The sequence below is a fragment of the Streptomyces sp. NPDC032126 genome (assembly GCF_055580085.1).
Genome location: NZ_JBVIMA010000002.1, coordinates 376,682 through 401,186 on the forward strand (window position 1 = coordinate 376,682; position 24,505 = coordinate 401,186).

The 24,505-nt window shown below is 71.5% G+C and carries 21 protein-coding genes; 4 read left to right on the top strand and 17 right to left on the bottom strand.

Going from position 1 to position 24,505, the window contains the following annotated elements:
• Nucleotides 1-140: 140 nt before the first annotated feature.
• The 16 genes from ACZ5NW_RS10220 to rsmH all read right to left on the bottom strand — a co-directional run bounded on the left by ACZ5NW_RS10220 (nt 141) and on the right by rsmH (nt 17,848).
• Nucleotides 141-1,325 (bottom strand): DivIVA domain-containing protein, encoded by a 1,185-nt coding sequence (locus ACZ5NW_RS10220; RefSeq protein WP_468743348.1) that lies wholly within the window; start codon nt 1,323-1,325, stop codon nt 141-143.
• Nucleotides 1,326-1,377: 52 nt separating this feature from the next.
• The gene (locus tag ACZ5NW_RS10225; protein WP_468743349.1) at nt 1,378-1,662 is read right to left on the bottom strand and encodes a YggT family protein; all 285 of its coding nucleotides are present in this window, start codon (nt 1,660-1,662) and stop codon (nt 1,378-1,380) included.
• 64 nt (nt 1,663-1,726) lie between these two features.
• Nucleotides 1,727-2,368 (bottom strand): cell division protein SepF, encoded by a 642-nt coding sequence (locus tag ACZ5NW_RS10230; RefSeq protein WP_468743350.1) that lies wholly within the window; start codon nt 2,366-2,368, stop codon nt 1,727-1,729.
• Between the two features lie 128 nt (nt 2,369-2,496).
• The gene (locus ACZ5NW_RS10235; RefSeq protein ID WP_468743351.1) at nt 2,497-3,216 is read right to left on the bottom strand and encodes a YggS family pyridoxal phosphate-dependent enzyme; all 720 of its coding nucleotides are present in this window, start codon (nt 3,214-3,216) and stop codon (nt 2,497-2,499) included.
• 6 nt (nt 3,217-3,222) lie between these two features.
• The gene (gene pgeF / locus ACZ5NW_RS10240) at nt 3,223-3,951 is read right to left on the bottom strand and encodes a peptidoglycan editing factor PgeF (protein WP_468743352.1); all 729 of its coding nucleotides are present in this window, start codon (nt 3,949-3,951) and stop codon (nt 3,223-3,225) included.
• Complete coding sequence (gene ftsZ, locus ACZ5NW_RS10245; protein WP_468743353.1) at nt 3,948-5,144, bottom strand: cell division protein FtsZ; 1,197 nt, start codon at nt 5,142-5,144, stop codon at nt 3,948-3,950. The genes pgeF and ftsZ overlap by 4 nt, the downstream gene beginning before the upstream one ends.
• A gap of 278 nt (nt 5,145-5,422) precedes the next feature.
• Entirely contained in the window at nt 5,423-6,226 is an 804-nt protein-coding gene (locus ACZ5NW_RS10250) for a cell division protein FtsQ/DivIB (RefSeq protein WP_468743354.1), read from the bottom strand.
• 55 nt (nt 6,227-6,281) lie between these two features.
• Nucleotides 6,282-7,379, bottom strand: coding sequence for an undecaprenyldiphospho-muramoylpentapeptide beta-N-acetylglucosaminyltransferase (murG, locus tag ACZ5NW_RS10255; protein WP_468743355.1), 1,098 nt, complete (start codon nt 7,377-7,379; stop codon nt 6,282-6,284).
• 6 nt (nt 7,380-7,385) lie between these two features.
• Nucleotides 7,386-8,738 (bottom strand): putative lipid II flippase FtsW, encoded by a 1,353-nt coding sequence (gene ftsW, locus ACZ5NW_RS10260; RefSeq protein ID WP_468743356.1) that lies wholly within the window; start codon nt 8,736-8,738, stop codon nt 7,386-7,388.
• Between the two features lie 21 nt (nt 8,739-8,759).
• Nucleotides 8,760-10,178, bottom strand: coding sequence for a UDP-N-acetylmuramoyl-L-alanine--D-glutamate ligase (gene murD, locus ACZ5NW_RS10265; RefSeq protein ID WP_468743357.1), 1,419 nt, complete (start codon nt 10,176-10,178; stop codon nt 8,760-8,762).
• Nucleotides 10,160-11,230, bottom strand: a complete 1,071-nt coding sequence (mraY, locus tag ACZ5NW_RS10270; RefSeq protein WP_468743863.1) for a phospho-N-acetylmuramoyl-pentapeptide-transferase — start codon at nt 11,228-11,230, stop codon at nt 10,160-10,162. The genes murD and mraY overlap by 19 nt, the downstream gene beginning before the upstream one ends.
• Nucleotides 11,230-12,636 carry a UDP-N-acetylmuramoyl-tripeptide--D-alanyl-D-alanine ligase gene (locus tag ACZ5NW_RS10275; protein ID WP_468743358.1) on the bottom strand — a complete coding sequence of 469 codons (1,407 nt, stop codon included), beginning with the start codon at nt 12,634-12,636 and terminating at the stop codon, nt 11,230-11,232. Before ACZ5NW_RS10275 ends, mraY begins: the two co-directional genes overlap by 1 nt.
• A gap of 4 nt (nt 12,637-12,640) precedes the next feature.
• Complete coding sequence (locus tag ACZ5NW_RS10280) at nt 12,641-14,296, bottom strand: UDP-N-acetylmuramoyl-L-alanyl-D-glutamate--2,6-diaminopimelate ligase (RefSeq protein WP_468743359.1); 1,656 nt, start codon at nt 14,294-14,296, stop codon at nt 12,641-12,643.
• 38 nt (nt 14,297-14,334) lie between these two features.
• Entirely contained in the window at nt 14,335-16,317 is a 1,983-nt protein-coding gene (locus tag ACZ5NW_RS10285) for a peptidoglycan D,D-transpeptidase FtsI family protein (RefSeq protein ID WP_468743360.1), read from the bottom strand.
• Nucleotides 16,314-16,847: a cell division protein FtsL gene (gene ftsL / locus ACZ5NW_RS10290; protein ID WP_468743361.1), complete on the bottom strand. Its 534-nt coding sequence runs from the start codon at nt 16,845-16,847 to the stop codon at nt 16,314-16,316. The genes ACZ5NW_RS10285 and ftsL overlap by 4 nt, the downstream gene beginning before the upstream one ends.
• Nucleotides 16,848-16,891: 44 nt before the next feature.
• The gene (gene rsmH, locus ACZ5NW_RS10295) at nt 16,892-17,848 is read right to left on the bottom strand and encodes a 16S rRNA (cytosine(1402)-N(4))-methyltransferase RsmH (RefSeq protein WP_468743362.1); all 957 of its coding nucleotides are present in this window, start codon (nt 17,846-17,848) and stop codon (nt 16,892-16,894) included.
• Between the two features lie 285 nt (nt 17,849-18,133).
• Between rsmH and ACZ5NW_RS10300 the strand changes: the two genes are divergently transcribed.
• The 4 genes from ACZ5NW_RS10300 to ACZ5NW_RS10315 all read left to right on the top strand — a co-directional run bounded on the left by ACZ5NW_RS10300 (nt 18,134) and on the right by ACZ5NW_RS10315 (nt 23,822).
• Nucleotides 18,134-18,682 carry a beta-class carbonic anhydrase gene (locus ACZ5NW_RS10300; RefSeq protein ID WP_468743363.1) on the top strand — a complete coding sequence of 183 codons (549 nt, stop codon included), beginning with the start codon at nt 18,134-18,136 and terminating at the stop codon, nt 18,680-18,682.
• A gap of 240 nt (nt 18,683-18,922) precedes the next feature.
• Nucleotides 18,923-19,957, top strand: coding sequence for an AAA family ATPase (locus ACZ5NW_RS10305; protein WP_468743364.1), 1,035 nt, complete (start codon nt 18,923-18,925; stop codon nt 19,955-19,957).
• Nucleotides 19,954-21,333: a DUF58 domain-containing protein gene (locus ACZ5NW_RS10310; RefSeq protein ID WP_468743365.1), complete on the top strand. Its 1,380-nt coding sequence runs from the start codon at nt 19,954-19,956 to the stop codon at nt 21,331-21,333. Before ACZ5NW_RS10305 ends, ACZ5NW_RS10310 begins: the two co-directional genes overlap by 4 nt.
• Nucleotides 21,330-23,822 (top strand): transglutaminase TgpA family protein, encoded by a 2,493-nt coding sequence (locus tag ACZ5NW_RS10315; protein WP_468743366.1) that lies wholly within the window; start codon nt 21,330-21,332, stop codon nt 23,820-23,822. The genes ACZ5NW_RS10310 and ACZ5NW_RS10315 overlap by 4 nt, the downstream gene beginning before the upstream one ends.
• Before the next feature lie 232 nt (nt 23,823-24,054).
• Here ACZ5NW_RS10315 and ACZ5NW_RS10320 read toward each other — a convergent pair whose 3' ends face one another.
• Complete coding sequence (locus ACZ5NW_RS10320) at nt 24,055-24,444, bottom strand: DUF3040 domain-containing protein (protein ID WP_468743367.1); 390 nt, start codon at nt 24,442-24,444, stop codon at nt 24,055-24,057.
• Between the last annotated feature and the right edge of the window lie 61 nt (nt 24,445-24,505).

Genomic DNA, 24,505 nt, shown 5'->3' on the forward strand with positions numbered 1-24,505 from the left:
GTCGCGCTCGCTCGGCCTCGCCGGCCGCTGAGCGCAACGCGCGTAAAAGGGGCGGGCCCCGGATCGGAATCCGGGGCCCGCCCCTTTTGAACGCTGCCGACGCCTACGGCGTACTAGTGGCCGTCAGGCTCGCGCGGCCGTCAGTTGTCGTCCTCGTCGATCAGGAACCCGCGCATCGGCGAGGGAGCCTGGCCCATCGGGGACGGACCCTGCGGGCGGACCGGAGCCATCGGCTGGGTCATCGCCGGGGACATCTGCTGCTGGCCGCCGTAGGACGGGCCGGCGGGGCTCGGCGCACCGCCCATGGTCTGGTTGCCGCCGTAGGACGGGGCGCTCGCGCCGGCCGGGGCCATGGAGGGCGCCGGGGACGGCGGGAGGGAGGCCGTGGCCGGGGTACGCGGCGGGGCCAGGGAGTCGTCCGCCTGCGTCTCCAGCTGGCGCAGCTGGGACTCCAGGTAGGACTTCAGCCGCGTGCGGTACTCGCGCTCGAAGCCGCGCAGGTCCTCGACCTTGCGCTCCAGCGTGGCGCGGGCGGACTCCAGCGAGCCCATCGCGACGCGGTGCTTCTCCTGCGCGTCCCGCTCCAGGGCGTCAGCCTTGGCACGGGCGTCCCGCTCCAGACCCTCGGCACGCGAACGCGCCTCGCCGACGATCTTGTTGGCCTCGGAACGGGCCTCGGCGATCGCCTGGTCGGCGGTCTGCTGCGCCAGCGACAGCACGCGCGCGGCGCTGTCGCCGCCGGGACCCTGACCGGGGCCACCCATCGGACCGCCCATGGGGCCGCCCATCGGGCCACCCATCTGCTGCGGCATGGGGGGCTGACCGCCCATGGGACCCTGCCCCATCGGACCCTGCCCCATCGGACCCTGGCCCATCGGGCCGGGACCCTGCGGACCCTGACCGCCGGGGCCGGCGGGCAGCTGCGGGGCACCGCTCGGCAGCTGGGGCGGGCCACCCATGGGGCCACCCATCTGCTGCGGCGGGCCAGATATGCCGGCGGGCACCGGGGCGCCGGGACCAGGACCGCGCATGCCCTGCTGGGGCATCCCTTGCTGGGGCATGCCCTGCTGAGGCATACCCTGCTGGGGCATGCCCTGCTGCTGGTCCTGCGGCTCCGGGGGCTTGCGCATGTTCTGCTGGTTCTGCGCGGCCGCACGCGTGGCCGCGGCCAGTTTGGCGCGCAGGTCCTCGTTCTCGCGGAGCAGGCGGGTCAGTTCGGCTTCGACCTCGTCGAGGAAGGCATCGACCTCGTCCTCGTCATAGCCTTCTCGGAGGCGGACGGTCGTGAACTGCTTGTTCCGCACGTCCTCGGGGGTCAACGGCATCTCTTCACCTCAACGTAGTCGTCGGCATCGGCAAGACGGTAGTTCACATCGCTCACAGCCGGCTCACGATCGAGATCAGGATGTAGACGATGATCATCAGTACGAAGAAGGACAGGTCGAGCGCCACGCCCCCGAGACGCAGCGGCGGGATGAACCGCCGCAGAAGCTTGAGCGGTGGATCGGTGACAGTGTAGGTGGCCTCCAGAACGACCACCATCGCCTTGCCGGGTTGCCATGAGCGGGCGAACTGGAAGACGTAGTCCATGACCAACCGGAAGATCAACACGATGAGGAAGACCATCAGCGCGATGTAGACAACCTGCTGGACCACGCCCATGTTCGGTGCTTCCCTCTCCCCTGTTTCGTGCTGCTCTGTACTGCTGTTGTTCCGGTCCTGCGTCTCAGCTCTGGTTGAAGAACCCGCCCTCTGCGATGCGGGCCTTGTCCTCCGCCGTGACATCGACGTTAGCAGGAGACAACAGGAACACCTTCTGGGTCACCCGCTCGATGCTGCCGTGAAGACCAAACACCAAACCGGCCGCAAAGTCGACAAGTCGCTTCGCATCTGTGTCATCCATCTCAGTCAGATTCATGATCACCGGGGTGCCCTCACGGAAGTGTTCCCCGATGGTACGGGCCTCGTTGTAGGTCCGCGGGTGAAGCGTGGTGATCCGGTACGGCTCTCGCTCGGACACGACCTTGGGCATGATCACCGGTGCGTTCTTCTCCAGGGACTGACGTTCTTGTGTGATGGACGCCACGGGCGCGATCCGCGCCGGACGCCCCGATTCAGCGGCGAGCGAAGCCGATCGGGCCAGCGGTTCGCGCGGTGCGGGCGGCTGTACGATTCGCACCTCTTCGTCCCTTTGGGACTGATGTGCCGCGTGTGACGAGTGCGACGGCTCGTGCCGTCGGTGGTCGCGCTCCGGCTCCGGGTCGAGCTCGGGCTCGAAGTCGTCATCGGGGTCGAACCCCCGGCCGTCGTACCCATCGTCCTCCACGAGGCCGAGGTAGACCGCCATCTTGCGCATCGCGCCGGCCATGCTCTGAGTCCTCCGCTCTGTGGTGGATCGGCTGACGACTGCCAAGTCCCGCGATCCACGTGGTCCTTCTGCCCGCCTTTCGGCGGAAATGACCATATTTTCTGCTGTGGTCCGACTTCCTGGCGACGTTACCCGAGCCTGGGGCGGACTCCGAGTACCGCAGTGCCGACGCGCACATGTGTCGCTCCGGCCGCCACGGCCTGCTCGAGGTCCCCACTCATCCCTGCGGAGACCATGTTCGCAGCCGGATGGGCTCTGCGCAGGTCGGTCGACAAATCCATCAACCGCTCGAACGCCGCCTGTTGGCGACCGGCGTACTCTCCGGTCAGCGGGGCGACGGTCATCAGGCCGTCGAGCCGCAGCCCCGGCGAGCCGGCGACCAGATCGGCCAACTCCCCGATCCCGCCCGGCGCCACACCGCCCCGCTCGCCCCGGGCGCTCTCCCCCGCGTCGAGCGCGACCTGGATCAGGCACCCCAGCTCGCGCTCCTGCCGCACCGCCTCCTTCGACAGCGCCGTCACCAGCCGGGAACGGTCGACGGACTGCACGACATCGGCATAACCGGCCACGGAGCGCACCTTGTTGGTCTGCAACTGGCCGACAAAATGCCAGACAAGGGGCAGATCCGAACACTCCGCGGCCTTGGACGCCGCGTCCTGGTCGCGGTTCTCGGCGACATGGCGCACACCGAGTTCCGACAGGATCCGCACATCGCTCGCCGGGTAGGTCTTGGTGACCACGATCAGGGTCACTTCCTCGCGCCCCCGCCCGGCGGCCTCACAGGCGGCCGCGATGCGCCGCTCCACCTTCGCCAGGTTTCCGGCGAGTTCGTCCTTACGGTCCGTCATGCCCCATCAGTCCAGCCACACGTATCCCGCGAGCCGCCCGGTGGTGCGGTCGCGGCGGTACGAGAAGTGATCCCCCGACTCCAGCGTGCACACCGGCGACCGCTCACGGTCGCGCACCCCGGCGCGGTCGAGCTGGGCGTGCACTCCGGCGGCGACATCGACCGCCGGCGTGCCCCAACTCGTCTCGGCGTGCGCCGTGGGCTCGATCGCGGCGACCTCGCTGCGCATCGCCTCCGGCACCTCGTAGCACCGGCCGCACACGGAGGGCCCGGTGCGGGCGACGATCCGGGCGGGGTCGGCGCCCAGCTCCGTCATCGCGCGGAGCGCGGCGGGGACGACACCGGCGATCATGCCGGGCCGGCCCGCGTGAGCGGCGGCCACGACGCCGGCGACCGGGTCGGCGAGCAGGACGGGCACGCAGTCGGCCGTCAGAACGGCGAGCCCGAGACCGCGCTCGGTGGTGACGATCGCGTCGACCTCCGGCACCGGCCGGTCGCCCCAGGGGGCGGAGACCACGGCCACGTCGGCCCCGTGCACCTGGTTCATCCAGACCACCCGGTCGGCGTCCAGGCCGAGCGACTTGGCCGCCAGCTCCCGGTTGGTCCGTACCGCTCCGGGGTCGTCGCCGACCGCGCCGCCCAGGTTGAGCTCCTCATACGGAGCGGCGCTCACCCCGCCCCACCGGTCGGTGAAGGCGAAGTGCGCGCCGCTCACGCTCTCGCGCCGTCCTATCACTTCAGGAAGTCCGGTACGTCCAGTTCCTCGGCCGCGCTGTCCGCGTAGGTGCGCGACGGCGGGACCGGCGGGGCGACCGGGATGTCGGCCACCGGCTCGGGCGCGGGCTCCGGCTCCTCCTTCGGGGTCACGCTGCCGAGCGAGCCGAAGGACGGGCGGCTCTCCGGCTGCCGTACCGGGGCCGGGTCGTCGCGGCGGGAGGCGGCCGAGGCCGAACCCAGGACGGTGTCCCGGCGGGCCGGCGGCTGGCCCCCGTCGAAGCCGGCCGCGATGACCGTGACCCGGACCTCGTCGCCGAGGGCGTCGTCGATGACCGCGCCGAAGATGATGTTGGCCTCGGGGTGGGCGGCCTCGCTGACCAGCTGGGCGGCCTCGTTGATCTCGAAGAGGCCGAGGTCGGAGCCGCCGGAGATGGAGAGCAGGACGCCACGGGCGCCGTCGATGGACGCCTCCAGGAGCGGCGAGGAGATCGCCATCTCGGCCGCGGCCACCGCGCGGTCGTCGCCGCGGGCCGAGCCGATGCCCATGAGGGCCGAACCGGCCTCGGACATGACCGACTTGACGTCGGCGAAGTCGAGGTTGATGAGGCCGGGGGTGGTGATGAGGTCGGTGATGCCCTGGACGCCGGAGAGCAGGACCTGGTCGGCCGACTTGAAGGCGTCGAGGACCGAGACCTGGCGGTCCGAGATGGACAGCAGCCGGTCGTTGGGGATGACGATGAGGGTGTCGACCTCTTCGCGGAGCTCGGCGATGCCGTCCTCGGCCTGGTTGGCGCGGCGCCGGCCCTCGAAGGTGAACGGGCGGGTGACCACGCCGATGGTGAGGGCGCCCAGGGAGCGGGCGATGTTGGCCACGACGGGCGCGCCGCCGGTGCCGGTGCCGCCGCCTTCACCGGCCGTCACGAAGACCATGTCGGCCCCCTTGAGGACCTCCTCGATCTCCTCGCGGTGATCCTCGGCGGCCTTGCGGCCGACGGCCGGGTTGGCTCCGGCGCCGAGTCCGCGGGTGAGTTCGCGGCCGACGTCGAGCTTGACGTCGGCGTCGCTCATCAACAGCGCCTGCGCGTCGGTGTTGATGGCGATGAACTCGACGCCCTTGAGACCGACCTCGATCATCCGGTTGATGGCATTGACACCACCGCCGCCGACACCGATGACTTTGATGACTGCGAGGTAGTTCTGCGGTGCTGCCACGTCGAAGGCCTCTCGCCTCGAGTTACGTGTCGCCGTCTCGCGTGGTCGCGCGATCCGACGACTGATGCCGAATGGGACGGTCCGTTTCGCCGACCCGAACCCTAACCCTGAAGTTTAGGGTTACCAGTGTGTCTGTTCCTTGAAGTCTTCTGAACAGGACACTAAGTCGACAAGTGGCGCCCGTTCAACGAACACGCCGAACCTCCCGTTTTTCTTTTCACCCTATGTGATCAGCCGTGTCGCTGCCCAACCAGGGTGCTGGCCTGCGCTGATGTGCGTCAACTCCCCGATGACGCAGGCGCGGTGGGGACGCTGACATCGAAGTGCCGTGCGTCCGGCGAGGCTTTCATGAGAGCGTTGAGGGCGCGGGCCTTCGCCGCGCCCTTCTCGCCGCTCCCCCACGACACGGTCCGGCCGTCGGTCAGCTCCAGCGAGATGTCGTCGTAGGAACGGACCTTGAGAGCGCGGGTCCGCTGGGCGACGGCGGCCGGAATGTCCCCGGCGGCCCGCACCGCCTCGCGCACCAGCCGGTCCTCGCCGAAGCGGCGCAGGCTCGCGGTGGCCGACCCTCCCGAACTCGACGCGGAGACGGCCATCTGGAGAAGCGGCACTTTTTTCGGCGCTTCGGAAACCGTGGCGAAGCGGACACCTTCCTCGTCCACTTCCACGAAGTTCGCCCCTTTTCGAACCAGCAGAACGGGCTGCCTTTCGGTCACTTTCAGATCGATTCCGTCCGGCCAGGAACGAACCACGTCAACCGTGGCGATACGGGGCAGTTCACGGCGCAACCGCGTCGCGATGGCGTCCGTGTCGACGGAGACCAGCGGGGATCCCACCGGCACGGCGGCGGCCTCACGCACCTGCTGCGGTGTCAGCACGCCCGTACCGGACACGGAGACGCGCTCGACGCGCAGCCACGGCGAGCCGTACAACACCCAGGCCCCGCCCGCCCCGAGAAGGACCACGGCGAGCGCGAGAATGATGATCATACGGAGCCGGCGCGGGCCCAGCCTGCGGACGAAGGGCGGGCCGGACGACTCCTGCTGGCGTGCACCGCGCTCGGCGGTGGTCGGTCCGGCCACGCTCCCTGTTCCCTTCGCCTACACGGAAATCCGGGACATCCGGGAAATCCGGTTCCTATCGGTGTGCACGGCCGGCGGCGATCGCCTCGTACACCATGCCGACGAGGAGGTCGTCGGCGTCCCGGCGGCCGAACTCGCTGGCGGCGCGGGACATCTCGTACAGCCGGTGCGGGTCGGCGAGGACGGGCAGGACGTTCTGCTGCACCCACTGCGGGGTGAGTTCCGCGTCGTCGACCAGCAGTCCGCCGCCGGCCTTGACCACCGGCTGGGCGTTGAGCCGCTGTTCGCCGTTGCCGATGGGCAGCGGGACGTAGGCGGCCGGGAGTCCGACGGCGGAGAGTTCGGCGACGGTCATCGCGCCCGCGCGGCAGAGCATCATGTCGGCCGCGGCGTACGCGAGGTCCATCCGGTCCAGGTAACTTACCGGGATGTAGGGGGGCATCCCCGGCATCTGGTGGACCTGCGGCAGTTCGTTCTTCGGGCCGACCGCGTGCAGGATCTGGATGCCGGCCTGCTGGAGGTAGGGCGCGACCTGCTGGACGACCTCGTTGAGGCGGCGGGCGCCCTGCGAGCCGCCGGTGACGAGCAGCGTCGGCAGGTTGGGGTCGAGGCCGAACATGTGCCGGGCCTCGGGACGGGCGGCGGCGCGGTCCAGGGTGGCGATGGAGCGGCGCAGCGGGATGCCGATGTAACGGGCGTTGCGCAGCTTGCTGTCCGGCGTGGAGACGGCGACCTGGGCGGCGTACCGGGAGCCGATCTTGTTGGCCAGGCCCGGGCGGGCGTTGGCCTCGTGGATCACGATCGGCACACCGAGGCGCTTGGCGGCCAGATAGCCGGGCAGCGCGACGTAACCGCCGAAGCCGACGACGCAGTCCGCCTTCGTGCGCTCCAGGATCTGCTCGGTCGCCTTGATCGTCCCGCGCAGCCGGCCCGGGACGGTGATCAGTTCGGGGGTGGGCTTGCGCGGCAGCGGCACCGCCGGGATCAGCGCGAGCTCATAGCCCCGCTCGGGCACGAGACGGGTCTCCAGGCCGCGCTCCGTGCCCAGGGCCGTGATGCCCACGGTCGGGTCCTGCCTGCGCAGGGCGTCCGCGAGGGCGAGCGCGGGCTCGATGTGGCCGGCGGTCCCCCCACCAGCGAGTACGACATGCACCGAAATTCACCGCTCTCCGGACGAACGCGCCACCGAGGCACGCCGTCGCATCGTGTTCCATCTCCGGGGCCCCCGCACAGGGCCCCCGCCCCGCTTTCTACCAAAGCGTGACTGCCGCATCGCAAGCGCCGCCCGCGCAGCGGGCTCGTCGCGCGCGAAGGCGATCAGCAACCCGATGGCGAACATGGTCGGCAGCAGGGCGGATCCCCCGTAGGAGAACAGCGGGAGGGGGACACCGGCGATCGGCAGCAGGCCGAGCACCGCACCGATGTTGATCACCGCCTGAGCGGTGATCCAGGTGGTCACGCCTCCCGCGGCATACCTCACGAAGGGGTCCTCCGTGCGACCGGCCACGCGGATACCCGCATAGCCTAGAGCCGCGAAGAGGGCGAGCACCGACAGCGTCCCCGCGAGACCCAGTTCCTCACCGGTGACGGCGAAGATGAAGTCGGTGTGCGCTTCGGGGAGTTGACCCCATTTTTCCACACTCGCACCCAGCCCGGAACCGAAGATTCCACCGGAGGCGAGGGCGTAGATCCCGTGCACGGCCTGCCAGCAGTCGACCGCGCCGGCCTTCGGTTCGGTGGCGCCGATGCAGGTCAGCCGGGCCATCCGGTTGGGGCTGGTCTTGATCAGGATCAGCCCGATGGTGCCGGCGATCGCCAGCACCCCGACGAACAGCCGGGTCGGCGCGCCCGCCAGCCACAGCACCCCGAACAGGATCGCGGTCAGGATGATCGCGGTGCCCATGTCGCCGCCGAGCATGATCAGCCCGAGCAGCATGAACGCGACCGGGACGAGCGGCACCAGCATGTGCTTCCACTGCGTGAGCAGCTTCTTCTCCTGCTTGCGGGCCATCAGGTCGGCGCCCCACAGCACGAGCGCCAGCTTGCCGAACTCGCTCGGCTGGATCTGGAAGGAGCCGCCCAGCGAGATCCAGTTCTGGTTGCCGTTGACCGCCATCCCTATCCCGGGCACCTGCACCAGGGCCATCAGGAACACGGCACCGGCCAGGATCGGGTAGGCCAGCGCCCGGTGCAGTTTCACCGGCATCCGGGAGGCGACCAGCAGCAGCCCGGCGCCGATGGCGGCGGCCAGGAGCTGCTTGCGGAAGAAGAAGGAGCCCGGCAGCGACTTCTGCAGCGCGGTGATCTGGGAGGCCGAGTAGACCATCACCAGCCCCAGCACGGTGATCAGCAGACTGCCGCCGAGGATCAGGTAGTACGCGGTCAGCGGCCGGTCCCAGGCCTTGCGCGCGCGCGTGTAGAGCCGCAGGACGGGATTCTCGCGCGGGGGCCGGGCGGCGGGCCTCCGTACGGCCCGCTGCACGGGCGGCCGGCCGGTACGGCTACTGGGCATCAGACGCCTCCGCTACGTCGGTCAGGAGCCGAGTTCGCGAACCGCCTCCGCGAACGCGTCACCGCGCTGGTTGTAGTTGGCGAACATGTCCATCGAGGCACAGGCGGGAGCCAGCAGCACCGTGTCGCCTTCGACCGCGAGCCGCTGGGCCTCCTGGACAGCCGCGAGCATCGCCCCAGTGTCGATCCGGTCGAGGTCGACGACGGGTACTTCCGGCGCGTGTCGCGCGAGGGCTTCCCGGATCAGGGCCCGGTCCCGGCCGATGAGCACGACCCCGCGCAGCCGCTTCGCCGACCGGGCGACCAGTTCGTCGAAGGTGGCGCCCTTGGCGAGCCCGCCCGCGATCCACACGATCGAGTCGTAGGCGGCCAACGAGGCTTCCGCCGCGTGGGTGTTGGTGGCCTTGGAGTCGTCGACGTAGGCGACGCCGTCCACGTCGGCGACGTGGGCGATGCGGTGGGCGTCCGGGGTGAAGGCGCGCAGACCGTCCCGTACGGCCGAGGCGGACACCCCGAAGGCCCGTGCGAGGGCCGCCGCCGCAAGGGCGTTGGCGATGTTGTGCGGGGCGGGCGGCTCGACGTCGGAGACCTCGGCCAGCTCCTGGGCGTTCTTCTGCCGGTTCTCCACGAAGGCGCGGTCGACCAGGATGCCGTCCACGACGCCGAGTTGGGAGGGTCCGGGTGTGCCGAGGGTGAAGCCGATGGCCCGGCAGCCCTCCTCCACGTCGGCCTCGCGCACCAGGTCCTCGGTCGCCTTGTCGGCCACGTTGTAGACGCAGGCGACCCGATTGCCCTCGTAGATACGGCCCTTGTCGGCGGCGTACGCCTCCATGGAGCCGTGCCAGTCGAGGTGGTCCGGGGCGAGGTTGAGCACGGCCGCGGAGTGCGCCCGCAGGGAGGGCGCCCAGTGCAGCTGATAGCTGGACAGCTCCACGGCGAGGACGTCGTACTCCTCCTCGCCGAGGACCGCGTCGAGCAGGGAGACGCCGATGTTGCCGACGGCCGCCGTGCGCAGGCCGGCGGCCCGCAGGATCGACGCCAGCATCTGGACCGTGGTGGTCTTGCCGTTGGTGCCGGTGACGGCCAGCCAGGGGGCCGCGTCGGGGCCCCGGAGCCGCCAGGCCAGCTCCACGTCGCCCCAGATGTCGACGCCGGCGGCGCGGGCGGCCTCGAAGAGCGGCTTGTCCGGCTTCCAGCCGGGTGCGGTGACGATCAGCTCGGTGCCCTCGGGCAGGGTGTCGCCGTCACCGAGGCGCACGGTGATGCCCAGCGCCTCCAGTTCGGCCGCCTGCTCACGCGCGCGTGCGTCGTCGCCGTCGTTGACGACCGTGACGATCGCCCCGCGCGCGTGCAGCACCTTGGCCGCCGGGACACCGGAGACGCCGAGTCCGGCGACGGTGACGTGCTTGCCCTGCCAGTCGGTCACTTGTCCGCTGCCCATCCCGCGTAGAAGAGGCCCAGTCCCACGATGACGCAGATGCCCTGAATGATCCAGAAACGGACCACGACCAGGACCTCGGACCAGCCCTTGAGTTCGAAGTGATGCTGGAGTGGCGCCATCCGGAAGACGCGCTTCCCGGTCAGCCGGAAGGAGCCGACCTGGATGACCACCGACATGGTGATGAGGACGAACAGACCGCCGAGGAGCGCCAGCAGCAGCTCGGTGCGGGAGCAGATCGCGAGGCCCGCGAGGACGCCGCCGAGCGCCAGCGAACCGGTGTCGCCCATGAAGATCTTGGCCGGGGAGGTGTTCCACCACAGGAAGCCGAGGCAGGCGCCCATCAGCGCGGCGGAGACGACCGCGAGGTCCAGTGGATCGCGCACCTCGTAACAGGCGTGGGGGTTCGTCAGCGTCTCGCCGTTGGCGCAGGACTCCTGGAACTGCCAGACGCCGATGAAGGTGTACGCGCCGAAGACGAGGACGGAGGCGCCGGTGGCGAGGCCGTCGAGGCCGTCGGTCAGGTTCACGCCGTTCGACATCGCGAGGATCATGAACAGGGCCCAGACGACGAACAGCACCGGGCCGATGGTCCAGCCGAAGTCGGTGATGAACGACAGCTTGGTGGAGGCCGGCGTGTTGCCGCGCGCGTCCTCGAACTGGAGCGAGAGCACGGCGAAGGCGATGCCGCCGAGCAGCTGGCCCGCCATCTTCGCCTTGGCCCGCAGACCGAGCGAACGCCGCTTGACGATCTTGATGTAGTCGTCGAGGAAGCCGACCAGGCCCATGCCGACCATCAGGCCGAGCACCAGCAGGCCCGAGTAGGTGGGCGCGTAGCCGGTGATCACCTTGGACAGGAAGTACGCGGCGACCGTGGCCAGGATGAAGGCGATACCGCCCATGGTCGGCGTACCGCGCTTGCTGGCGTGCTCGCGCGGGCCGTCGTCGCGGATGTACTGGCCGTAGCCCTTGCGCGCGAGCAGCTTGATCAGCAGCGGGGTGCCGATCAGCGTCAGGAAGAGACCGATGACACCCGCGAACAGGATCTGCTTCATCATCGGGCGGCGACCTCACCCTCGGCACCGGTCGCGAGCAGCGCCTGCGCGACGCTTTCGAGGCCGACCGAACGGGACGCCTTCACGAGTACGACGTCTCCCGGGCGCAACTCGCTGCGCAACAGGTCGACCGCCGCCTGTGCGTCGGACACGTGCACCGACTCCTCACCCCACGAACCCTCGTTATATGCGCCCAGTTGCAGCCAGGCGGCTTCCCTGCCCCCGACCGCGACGAGCTTGCTGACGTTGAGCCGGACGGCGAGCCGTCCGACCGCGTCGTGCTCGGCGAGCGCCTCGTCCCCGAGCTCGGCCATCTTGCCGAGCACCGCCCACGTACGACGCCCGTTGCCCATGGCCGCGAGCGCACGCAGGGCCGCTCGCATGGACTCGGGGTTCGCGTTGTAGGCGTCGTTGACGATCGTCACGCCGTCCGGGCGCTCGGTGACCTCCATCCGCCAGCGGGAGAGGGAGCCCGCCTCGGAGAGCGCGGTGGCGATCTCTTCCGCGGACATGCCCAGCTCATGGGCGACGGCGGCCGCGGCGAGCGCGTTCGACACGTGGTGCTCACCGTACAGGCGCATGGTCACATCGCTTGCACCGGAGGGTGTGTGAAGCCTGAAGGACGGCTGTCCGCTGTCCATGAGTCGCACGTTCTCGGCGCGTACGTCCGCTTCGTCGGACTCTCCGAAAAGGACCACCTTCGCCTTCGTACGGGAGGCCATGGACCGGACCAAGGGGTCGTCGGCGTTGAGGATCGCGGTGCCGTCCTCCGGAAGGCTCTCCACGAGTTCGCCCTTGGCCTGGGCGATCTGCTCGCGGCCGCCGAACTCGCCGATGTGGGCGGTGCCGACGTTGAGGACGAGGCCGATCCTCGGGGGCGTCAGTTCGGTGAGGTAGCGGATGTGGCCGATGCCGCGGGCGCCCATCTCCAGCACCAGGAACCGGGTTTCCTCGGTGGCGGACAGGGCGGTCAGCGGCAGCCCGATCTCGTTGTTGAGCGAGCCGGGCGTGAAGACGGTCGGCGCCTTGCGCTGGAGCACCTGGGCGATGAGGTCCTTGGTGCTGGTCTTGCCGGCGGAGCCGGTGAGGGCGACGAGGGTCGTGCCCAGCCGTCGTACGACATGACGGGCGAGGGCGCCGAGGGCCGTCTGCACGTCGTCGACGACGATCGCGGGCACCCCGACCGGGCGCGACGCGAGGACGGCGACCGCGCCCGCGGCGACGACCCGCTCGGCGAAGTCGTGGCCGTCGACGCGTTCACCGACGAAGGCGACGAAGAGGCTGCCGGGGACCGCCTCGCGGGAGTCCCGGACGACGGGACCGGTGACCCGCGCGGACGGATCCGGTATGTCGTACGTCTGCCCGCCGACGACTTCTGCGATCTCGGCGAGGGAGAGGGCGATCACAAGTTCATCCCTGGGTCTGCTGGATAGCTTCGCGAAGCACCTGGCGGTCGTCGAACGGACGGACCACCCCGGCGATGTCCTGGCCCTGCTCATGGCCCTTGCCGGCGACCAGCACGGTGTCCCCGGCGTGCGCCCGGCCCACGGCGGCGGCGATCGCGGCGGCCCGGTCCTCGAACAGCAGCACCTCGCCGCGCTCGTGCGCGGGCACGGAGGCCGCGCCGTCGAGCATGGCGGCGAGGATCGCCAGAGGGTCCTCGGAGCGGGGGTTGTCGGAGGTCAGCACGGCGGTGTCGGCGAGCCGGGCCACGGCGGCGCCCATCGGGCCGCGCTTGGTGCGGTCGCGGTCGCCGCCGCAGCCGAGCACGACGTGCAGCCGACCCTTGGTGACCTTGCGCAGCGCCTTGAGGACCGACTCGACGGCGTCCGTCTTGTGCGCGTAGTCGACGACCGCGAGATACGGCTGTCCGACGTCCACGCGCTCCAGGCGGCCCGGCACGCCCGGGACGGCCGCGACGCCGTCGGCGGCGGTCTGCGGGTCCAGGCCGGCGACGGCGAGGGCGACGACGGCGGCGAGGGTGTTCGCCACGTTGAAGGGCCCCGGCAGCGGCGATCTGGCGGTGATCCGCTCGCCCCGCGGTCCCACGACGGTGAACGTCGAGTCCATCGGGCCGATCTGGACGTCCACGGCGCGCCAGTCGGCGTCCGGGTGGCCCTCGGCGGAGAAGGTGACGACCGGGACGCCGGCCTCCCGCACGAGGCGGCGGCCGTACTCGTCGTCGAGGTTGATCACGCCCAGCTTGCTGCGCTCGGGCGTGAACAGCTGCGCCTTGGCCCGGAAGTAGTCCTCCATGTCGGAGTGGAACTCCATGTGTTCCGGGCTGAGGTTGTTGAACACCGCGATGTCGAAGACACAGCCGTCGACCCGGCCGAGCACGAGCGCGTGGCTGGAGACCTCCATGGCGACCGCCTCGACGCCGCGTTCGCGCATCACCGCGAACAGGGCCTGCAGATCGGTGGCCTCGGGGGTGGTGCGCTCGGACTTGATGCGCTCGTCGCCGATGCGCGTCTCGACGGTGCCGATCAGGCCGGTGGACTTCACCGGCTGCAGCCCGCCCTCGACGAGGTAGGCGGTGGTGGTCTTGCCGGAGGTGCCGGTGATGCCGATCTGGAGCAGCTCGCGGCCCGGGTGGCCGTAGATCGTGGCCGCCAGCTCGCCCATCCGCCCGCGCGGGTCGTCGGCCACCAGGACCGGCAGGCCGCTCGCGGCGGCCCGCTCGGCGCCGGTCGGGTCGGTCAGCACGGCGACCGCGCCGAGACCCGCGGCCTGGGCGACGAAGTCGGCGCCGTGCAGGCGGGCGCCCGGGAGGGCGGCGTACAGGTCGCCGGGGCGGACGGCCCGGGAGTCATGGGTGATGCCCGTGACCTCGGTGGCGCCGTGCGGGGTTGGCGCACCCAGCTGATCGGCGAGCTCCGCGAGGGGTGTGGCGGAGACCTGAACCGGTCGTGGCGACCCCGGATATGTCACGGAAGCGCCCTTCTGGGTGGTTTGGGACTGATCAGCGTGTGGCACGGCGGTGAGCGTACCGGGCGCACCCGCCTGCGGGCGAAGTGAGGCGGTGGACGGGGCCGGGTTCCCGGAGTCGGGAGTGATCATGGACACGGGCTGGTTCCTGGCTGTTCGGCGCTGAACGTAAGGGGTCAGGGGGTGAAGTCGACCGGCAGATTGGCGGGCTTGGTCCCGGTCGGCGGGACCTGGAGGGTCTTCAGGGCGAACTCCATCACCTTCTGGTAGATGGGGCCGCAGATCTGACCGCCGAAGTAGTTGCCCTTGGTGGCGTTCTGAATCGCGCAATAGACGGTGATGCGCGGATTGTCGGCGGGCGCGAACCCGGCGAACGACGAGGTATAGCCCTTGTACGTGCCGGTGGCCGGATCCACGCGGTTCGCCGTGCCGGTCTTGCCCGCCACGCGGTAGCCGGGGATGCGCGCCTTGGCTCCGGTGCCCTGCTCGTCGTCCACCACCGACTCCAGCATCTGGGCGAGCGACTTCGCCGTCTTCGCGCTGATGACCCTGGTCTTCTTCGGGGCCGGAGCGGGGGTGAAGCGCCCGTCGGGCCCCTCGGTGCCGCGCACCAGGGTCGGTTCGATCCGTACGCCGCCGTTGGCGATGGTCGAGTACACGGAGGCCGCCTGGAGCGCGCTCACGGAGACGCCCTGGCCGAAAGGAATCGTGTACTGCTGCGAGGTCGACCACGCGCCGGGCGGGGCCAGGATGCCCTTGGTCTCGCCGGGGAAGCCGAGCCCGGTGGGTCCGCCGATGCCGAACTTGCGCAGATACGAGTAGAGGACCTGGTTGGCCTGGGCCTGCGTCCTGCCGAGCTGCCCGGTGGCCAGGATGGTGCCGATGTTGGACGACTTGGCCAGCACACCGTTGAGCGTGAGGTACCAGGTCTTGTGGTCGATGTCGTCCTGGAAGAGCCGGTCGCCGCGGTGCAGCCGGTTGGGCACCGTGACATGGGTGAGCGGCGTGGCCGCGTTCTCCTCCAGCACGGCGGCCATGGACATGACCTTGGCGGTGGAGCCGGGCTCGTAGGCGTCCTGGAGGGCCGCGTTGCCGAGCGCGCCGGGGTCGGCCTTCGAGAGGTCGTTGGGGTCGAAGCCGGGCGCGTTGGCCATGGCGAGGATCTCGCCGGTGCGGGTGTCCTGGACGATGACGTAACCGCGGTCCGCCTTCGACTTGTTCACCTGCTCGGTGATGGCGTTCTGCGCCGCCCACTGGATGTCGCGGTCGATCGTCAGCTCGACGTCGGCACCGGGCACGGCCGGGGTCTCGGCGGAGCCCGCGGTGGGCACCTGACGGCCGCCGGACTGGGCGTAGCGGATCTTGCCGTCCTTGCCGGCGAGGACGGTGTCGAGCTGCTGCTCGATCCCGCCGCCGCCCTTGCCCTCGGCGTTGACCCAGCCCAGTATCCCGGCGGCGAGGGTGCCGTTGGGGTACACGCGCTTGCTGCTCGGCACCGAGAAGACACCACCGAGGACGTTGACCGTGGTCCGGTCCGTGGCCGCCTTCGTCGTGAGCGCGCTCTTGAGGTCCTTGATCTGCTTCCAGACCTGCGGGGTCTGCCGGCCGGCGAGCTTGACGTAGCGCGTGTTGCTGTTCTTCGGGCGGAGCTTCTGGACGAGCGCGGACTGCTCCTGGCCGAGGATCGGCGCGAGGAGCGCGGCCGCCTGCTCGGGGCCGTCGGCGATCTTCAGCTGCCGGGGGGTGAACATCGTGGGGTCGGCGGTGATGTCGTAGGCGTCCTCGCTGGTGGCGAGGGCGACGCCGCTGCGGTCGGTGATCTCGCCGCGCTCGGCGGCCAGCACCTGTCCCACGTAGCGGTTCTGCTCGGCCTTGGCCGCGTAGGTGCTCGCGTCGACGGCCTGCACCTGGAGCAGGCGGACGACGAAGGCGATCAGGACGAGGGCCAGGGCGAGGCCGACCAGGCGCAGCCGGGGGCGGGGGCTGCCGAGCTTGAGGGGGCGGGGGGCCGCCGCCGGGCGGGCCGGGGCCGGGCGGCGGGCGGGCCGGGCGGCGGGGCCCGGGCGGCGCTGCGCGGACGCGGGCCGGGCGGGCCGGGCGGGTGCGGGCACCCGCCGGCGCGGCGGCTGCCTGCTGGAGTTGTCGACCACTTCCGTCACCTGCCGGGGGTCGTGGGGGTGGCTGCGTTCTGGGGCGGTTGCGCGCCCGTCGGCGAAGACGTCCCGGACGGGGCCGTCGTTCCCGGTGCGGGCGTGGCGGCCGGCTGCCCGAGGGTGATGGCCTCCGGCGGGCGTACGGCGGCGGCGTCGGGGGCGGTCGACCGCGCGGCGGGCGAGGGGGCGCCCTTGACGGTGCCGTCGGGGTCGAGGAAGGCGGGATCGCCGCCGGGCACCATGCCGAGCTCGCGGGCCCGGCGCTGGAGGGCGTCGGGGGCGGAGTAGGAGTCGATGTCCCGCTGGAGCGCCTGCTGCTCGTCGGTGAGGTTCTTGGTGTCGCGCTTGAGGTCGTCCATCTTGAAGGCGCCCTCGCTCAGTGCCGAGTTGAGCACCAGCAGACCGATGAGGCCGCCGCCGAGGAGGAGCACGACGAGCAGGACGAACGGGGTACGGGCGGCCTGGCGCGGGGTCCCCGTGGGAATGAGGCGGGCGAGCCGGGCGGCCCGGCCCTTGAGTTCGGGTGTCCTGCTCACTCACGCTCCCCCTGTCCGACGCGTGCGCCCGCCATCACGGCCCCTCACTCAACGTCCTCCCTGATGCGCTCGGCGCCCCGGAAGCGCGCCGGGGCGGCCCGCCGGTTCTCGGCGATCTCTTCCTCGGTGGGAAGTTCGGCACCGCGCGTGAGCAGCTTGAGCCGGGGCTGGTAACGCTCGGGGACGACGGGCAGCCCGGGCGGGGCGGTGGTGGCGGCGCCGGCCGCGAACACCTGCTTGACCAGCCGGTCCTCCAGCGAGTGGTACGACAGCACCGCGATCCGTCCGCCCACGGCGAGCGCCTTCACGGCCGCCGGGATCGCCCGCTCCAGGACGGACAGCTCGCCGTTGACCTCGATGCGCAGGGCCTGGAAGGTCCGCTTGGCCGGGTTGCCGCCGGTGCGCTTGGCGGCCTGCGGCAGGGCGTCCCGGATCAGGTCGACGAGACGGGCGCTGTTGCTGAACGGCTCCTTCGCGCGCTCGCGAACGATGGCGGCGACGATCCGCTTGGCCTGCTTCTCCTCGCCGTACGCGCGCAGGATGCGCACCAGCTCGCCGGCCGGGTAGGTGTTGAGGACCTCGGCGGCGCTGATGCCGGTCGTCTGGTCCATGCGCATGTCGAGCGGGGCGTCCTGGGCGTAGGCGAAGCCTCGGTCGGCCTCGTCGAGCTGCATGGAGGAGACGCCGAGGTCGAAGAGGACGCCCTGCACGCGCGCGATGCCGAGGCGTTCCAGCACGGCGGGCAGCTCGTCGTAGACGGCGTGCACCAGGGTGGCGCGCTCACCGTAGGGCGCGAGGCGCTCGCCGGACAGGCGCAGGGCCTCCTTGTCGCGGTCGAGGGCGACGAGCCGGGCCTCGGGGAAGCGCTGGAGCAGGGCCTCGCTGTGGCCGCCGAGCCCGAGGGTGCAGTCGACGACGACGGCGCCGGGCTCCTGGAGCGCGGGGGCCAACAGGTCCAGGCACCGCTGGAGCATCACCGGGACATGTCGACTCTGGCTCAAGGGGCCCTCTCAGATCCGGCGGGCCCGCACCGCCGGGTCCCCGCCCGCGGGGAGATTCCGGCACCGCGGCCGGTGTCTCCTGGGGATTTCACGTCCAGCAGGGAGCAGCTCGCCTCCCGCTTCGCGTCACTTTAGTCCACGGTGTCTCGCGGTCAATCAACCGGCCTGCGCGTCGCGGACCAGGGCGGGCGCGGGTGTGCGTTACCTCACAAGAGGACCGTGATGACGCTCTTTTCCCGCTCTCACACCGAGACGTGGCCGGAAGCGACCAGTACGGTCATAGGTATGACGACTTCCGCATCGGTACCCGCCGACCAGGGTGCCCAGCACGCCCCGACCGGCACCGTCACCGACCGCCTCATCGAGGCGAACGAGCGGTACGCCGCCGCCTTCACCGATCCCGGCATGGACGCCCGGCCTGTTCTCAAGGTCGCCGTCGTGGCCTGCATGGACGCCCGCCTCGACCTGCACGCCGCGCTCGGCCTGGAGCTCGGCGACTGCCACACCATCCGCAACGCGGGAGGCGTCGTCACCGACGACGTCATCCGCTCCCTCACCATCAGCCAGCGTGCCCTGGGCACGCGCAGCGTGGTGCTGATCCACCACACCGGCTGCGGCCTGGAGAGCCTCACCGAGGACTTCCGGCACGAGCTGGAGGACGAGGTCGGCCAGCGCCCGCCGTGGGCCGTGGAGGCGTTCCGGGACGTCGACCAGGACGTGCGGCAGTCCATGCAGCGCGTGCGGACCTCGCCGTTCCTGCTGCACAAGGAGGACGTCCGGGGCTTCGTCTTCGACGTGAGGACCGGCCTGCTCCGCGAGATCGACCCCGCCTGACCGGCCGCCCCGCACCTGCGGCATGCTGTCGAACACCTGTCACCAGTACGGTTAAAAGCCGAAGAACCGGACATATCGCAGGCAGTTGTCCACAGTCGAGTGACACGAAACGGTAACGGCAGCAAGAATGCGGGTGAGGCGCCACGCGGAACCATTTCCGCGCGGTGACCGTGATCCGGGGTGGGCCGGTCCGCAGCGTAGAGCGTCGGCCCGGAAGCAAGAACGGGCCGAGGAGGGCCGGTGACGACCTATGACGAGCGAGCGAGCCTTACAGATCTGACTGCCACTGTGGAGCGAGTCCGCAGTTCGGTGGAGGGAGTGATCGAGGGCAAGCCCGAGGTCGTACGGCTTTCGCTGACAGTGCTGCTCGCCGAGGGACATCTTCTGATCGAGGATGTCCCCGGCGTGGGCAAGACGATGCTCGCCAAGGCGCTGGCGCGGTCCATCGACTGCTCGGTGCGGCGCATCCAATTCACCCCCGACCTGCTGCCGTCGGACATCACCGGCGTGTCCATCTGGGACCAGCAGCGGCGGGACTTCGAGTTCAAACCGGGCGCGATCTTCGCCCAGATCGTCATCGGCGACGAGATCAACCGCGCCTCGCCGAAGACCCAGTCGGCGCTCCTGGAGTCCATGGAGGAACGCCAGGTCACCACCGACGGCCAGTCCTACGAGCTGCCCAGCCCGTTCATGGTCGTCGCCACGCAGAACCCGGTCGAGATGGAGGGCACCTACCCGCTGCCCGAGGCCCAGCGCGACCGCTTCATGGCCCGCGTCTCGATCGGCTACCCGAGCGCCGAAGCCGAGCTGCAGATGCTGGACGTGCACGGCGGGGTGAACCCGCTGGACGACCTCCAGCCGGTCGCCCACGCCCATGAGATCGTGAAGCTCATCGACGCGGTGCGCGGAGTGCACGTCGCTGAAACGGTCCGCCGCTACGCGGTCGACCTGGTCGGCGCCACCCGCACCCACCCCGACCTCAGACTCGGCGCCTCCCCGCGCGCGACCCTGCACCTGCTGCGCGCGGCGAAGGCGTCCGCGGCCCTCGGCGGACGGGACTACGCGCTGCCGGACGACATCCAGCAGCTCGCCGTGCCCGTCCTCGCCCACCGCCTGCTGCCCACCGCACAGGCCCAGCTCAACCGCCGCACCGCCGAGCAGGTCGTCGAGGAGATCCTCCAGCGCACCCCCGTGCCCGCCGGCCCCCAGCAGCGCGGCTACGGCCTGCCGGACGCCCGGGGCTTCGGCCAGCAGCCGCCCCGGAGGCTCGGATGACCACGGCCGCGGCCGCTCCCCCGGAGCCCGGCCGAAGCGAGCGGGACGAACGGAGCGGGCCGCGCACGGCCCTGGCCGGGCTCACCACCCGCGGCCGCTCCTTCCTGGCCGCCGGCATAGCGGCCGCGATCTGCGCGTACGTCCTCGGCCAGCCCGACCTGCTGAGGGTCGGGCTGCTGCTGGCCGTGCTGCCGCTGATCTGCGCGGCCGTCCTCTACCGCACCCGCTACCGGGTGGCCGGCAGCCGCCGGCTCTCCCCCGCGCGCGTGCCCGCCACCTCCGAGGCCCGCGTCCATCTGCGGATGGACAACGTCTCCCGGCTGCCCACCGGCCTGCTGATGCTCCAGGACCGGGTCCCCTACGTCCTCGGCCCGCGCCCCCGCTTCGTCCTGGACCGGGTCGAGGCGGGCGGCCGGCGCGAGGTGTCCTACCGGGTCCGCTCCGACCTGCGCGGCCGCTACCCGCTGGGCCCGCTCCAGCTGCGGCTGACCGACCCGTTCGGCATGTGCGAGCTGACCCGGTCCTTCTCGACCTACGACACCCTGACCGTGATCCCGAAGGTGGAGCCGCTGCCGCCGGTCCGGTTCAGCGGCGAGGCCAAGGGCTACGGCGACGGGCGGCAGCGCTCGCTCGCCCTGGCCGGCGAGGACGACGTGATCCCGCGCGGCTACCGCTACGGCGACGACCTGCGCCGCGTCCACTGGCGCTCCACCGCCCGCTACGGCGAGCTGATGGTGCGCCGCGAGGAACAGCCGCAGCGCTCCCGCTGCACGGTCCTCCTCGACACCCGGGGCATCGCCTACCACGGCGCAGGCCCCGACTCGGCCTTCGAGTGGGCCGTCGCCGGCTGCGCGTCGGCGCTGGTGCACATGCTGGAGCGGGGCTTCTCGGTGCGGCTGCTGACGGACACCGGCAGCTCGGTGCCCGGCGAGGGCTCCGACGGCTTCGCCGGATCCACCCAGGAGTCGGCCGACGCGGCCGGGCTGATGATGGACACCCTCGCGGTGATCGACCACTCCGACGGAGCGAGCCTGTCGCGGGCCTACGACGTGCTGCGCGGCGGCAACGAGGGGCTGCTGGTGGCCTTCTTCGGCCACCTCGACGAGGGCCAGGCCACGATCGCGGCCAAGATGCGCCGACGCAGCGGGGGCGCGGTCGCCTTCCTGCTCGACGGCGACACCTGGGGGCGTGAACCGAACGGCCTGCCCGATCCGATGAACAGGCAGGAGGAGCGGCTGCGGATGCTGCGCGAGGCGGGCTGGACGGCCCTGAGCGTGCCGCGGGGCGCTTCGCTGGCCGAGTTGTGGCGCCAGGCGGACCGGGAGCGCACCGGTGTCGTCACGGCGGGCGGGACGAGCCGAGGGGAGGCGAGATGATCAGCGGACGGGCGCGACTGACCCTGTGCTCCGCGCTGGCCACGCTGCTGGCGTCCACCGCGCTGCTGCCCCTCGTCGACCCCGACAGCTGGTTCCCGCAGGTGGCCTTCCTGCTCGCCGTCCAGTCCGGGGTGGGCGCGGCGGCCCGGCGGGTGCCCCTGGCCCGCCCGCTGACGGTGGCCGCGCAGGCCCTGGTCACGCTGCTGCTGCTCACCCTGCTCTTCGCCAGGGAGTACGCGCTCGCCGGGCTGATCCCCGGCCCCGACGCCGTGCGGCACTTCGGCGACCTGCTCCAGGCGGGCAGCACCGACGTGGAGCGGTACGCCATCCCGGCCCCGATGACGCCCGGCATCCGGCTGATGCTGGTCGGCGGCGTGCTGGTGATCGGCCTGGCCGTGGACACCATCGCGGTGACCTTCCGCAACGCCGCGCCGGCCGGTCTGCCGCTCCTCGCGCTGTACTCGGTCGCGGCGGGCCTGTCCGAGGGCGACTGGGACTGGCTGTGGTTCCTGGCCGCGGCGGCCGGCTATCTGTTGCTGCTGCTGGCCGAGGGGCGCGAGCGGCTCTCGCAGTGGGGCCGGGTCTTCGGCGGCCCCGCGCGCGTGCCGGGCGGGCCCGAGGGGCCGGTGGCCCCCGTGCGCACCGGCCGGCGCATCGGCGCGGTCGCGCTGGGCGTCGCCCTCGCGGTGCCGCTGCTGCCGCTGCCCGCGATCACGGGCGGCCTGCTGGACGGCACGGGTACGGGCGTCGGCTCGGGCAGCGGCGGCGGGGGCACGATCTCCGCGGTCAACCCGCTGGTCTCCCTGCGCGACAGCCTCAACGTGGACGAGGACCGCACGGTCCTGACCCTGCGCACCACCAGCGGCGACCTCTCCGACCTGTATCTGCGGATCGTCTCCCTGGACGACTTCGACGGCACCACCTGGAAGCCGTCCAAACGGCACATCGTCGCCGTCCCCGACGAGCTGCCCACCCCGCCCGGCCTGGGCGCGGACATCAAGCGCACGGAGATCACCACCCGCGTCCGCGCCGCCGACTGGTACGCCCAGGACTGGCTGCCCATGCCGTATCCGCCCAGCGGCGTGAACGTCGACGGCAACTGGCGGTACGAACCGGTCGGCATGACCCTCGTCGGCGACCACCGGCAGACCACCCGCGGCAAGACGTACGAGGTGCGCAGTCTGGAGGTGCAGCCGACGGCGCAGCAGCTGGCGGCGGCACCGCAGGCGCCCAAGTCGGTGCGCTCCGACTACACGCGCGTGCCGGACTCGCTGCCGGCGGTCGTGTCCCGCACGGCCCGCGAGATCACCAAGGACGCCACCAGCGACTACGCCAAGGCGGTCGCCCTCCAGGACTACTTCGCGGTGACGGGCGGCTTCCAGTACGACACCCAGGTGGAAGTGGGCAACGGCCCGGACGCGATCGCCAACTTCCTGCGCGACAAGCAGGGCTTCTGCGTCCATTTCTCGTTCTCGATGGCGGCGATGGCCCGCACCCTGGGCATACCGGCCCGGGTCGCGGTCGGCTTCGCGCCGGGCTCTCCGCAGGCGGACGGCACGGTCGCGGTGAGCCTGAAGGACGCGCACGCGTGGCCCGAGCTGTACTTCGAGGGCGTGGGCTGGACCCGCTTCGAGCCGACTCCGACCCGGGGCACCACTCCGACGTACACGCTGCCGGACTCCCCGGGCAACAGCGTCCCGAACCAGCCGCAGGCCTCGCGCTCGGCGACCGCCGCGCCGTCGGCCGCGCCGTCGGCGAGCTCCAGCTGCTCGGGTCTGGACCGCAAGGAAGGCTGCAGCAACATGCTGCCGCTGGGCCCGGAGGCCAAGGGCGGCGACGGCCCGCCCTGGTACCAGCTCGCCGGCTGGAGCGCGGTCGGCCTCGCGGCGGTGGTGCTGCCGCTGCTGCCGATGGTGTGGCGGATGAGACGGCGTTCGGTGCGGCTGGCCTCGTCGCAGCACTCCTCGGCCGCGGCACCCCGGGTGCCCGCGGGACGCCGGGGTGAGGCGCCGACGGACGGGAGCGGTCCGCCGATGGTGCCCGAGCCGTCGTCGCGGATGGTCGGCGAGGCGGCCGCGGGCCATGTGCTGGCGGTGTGGCGAGAGCTCATCGACACGGCCTGGGACTACGGCATCCCGCCGGACGACGCGCTCACCCCGCGCCGGGCGGCCGAGCGGATCGCCCGCATCGGGGAGCTCGACGGGTCGGCGGCCGACGCGGTGCACCGGGTCGCCGGTGCGGTGGAGCAGGTCCTGTTCGCTCCCCATCCGCGCGCGGTGGGCGGGCTGCCGGAGGACGTGCGCACCGTGCGTGCGGCCCTGCGCTCCCGGGCCGGCCGCCGGACCCGCGTCCGGGCGGTGCTGGCGCCCCGATCGGCGATCAGGGCCCTCTGGGATCTGTCCGACCGCTGGACCGCCGCAAAGGCGAGCTGGGCGACCCGCTGGACGGCCCTGACCAGCAGACAGTCGGGCGACCAGCCGAGCGGCTGAGCGGGGCTGCGGGGCCGGCGGCTCCGTGGCTGAGAGTGGCTGAAAGCAGCTGGGCAGCGGCCCCCTGCGCCGGGTTCGTCCCGGAGCAGGGGGCCGCTGTGGCTTGGGCGTGGGGGTGCCGACCGGTGATCGCCCGAGCGGGTCCGTGTCCCTGGGCGCGCATGCGCGACGGGGGTGGCCACCCGGGTCGGGTGGCCACCCCCGTCGTCAGCTCAGGAGATGGGGGGCGTGGTCAATGGCCCTGTTCGTCGCGGCGGCGCTGCCAGCGCTGCTCGATGCGGTCCATCATGGAGCGCTTCGGCCGAGCCTGTCCGCGAGCGTGGGGGCCACCGGCGGGCTGTTCGCCCGGCTTGGGGGCCTTGCGCCAGCCGGTCACGGCGAGAACCGCACAGCCCAGCATGACGAGGAAACCCACCACACTGAGCCAGACCTGCTTGGCGACCATACCGGCCATGAGGAGCGCGATACCTACGAGGAAGCCCGCGACCGCCTGGTAGACCCGCCGCCGGGTGTACGTACGCAGCCCGCTTCCCTCAAGCGCCGACGCGAACTTGGGATCTTCGGCGTACAGCGCTCGCTCCATCTGCTCGAGCATGCGCTGCTCGTGCTCCGAGAGCGGCACGGAGTCCTCCTCATCGTGCAGTCGCCGGGGCGACCCGGGGGGTCCCTTCAGGATAGGCAGG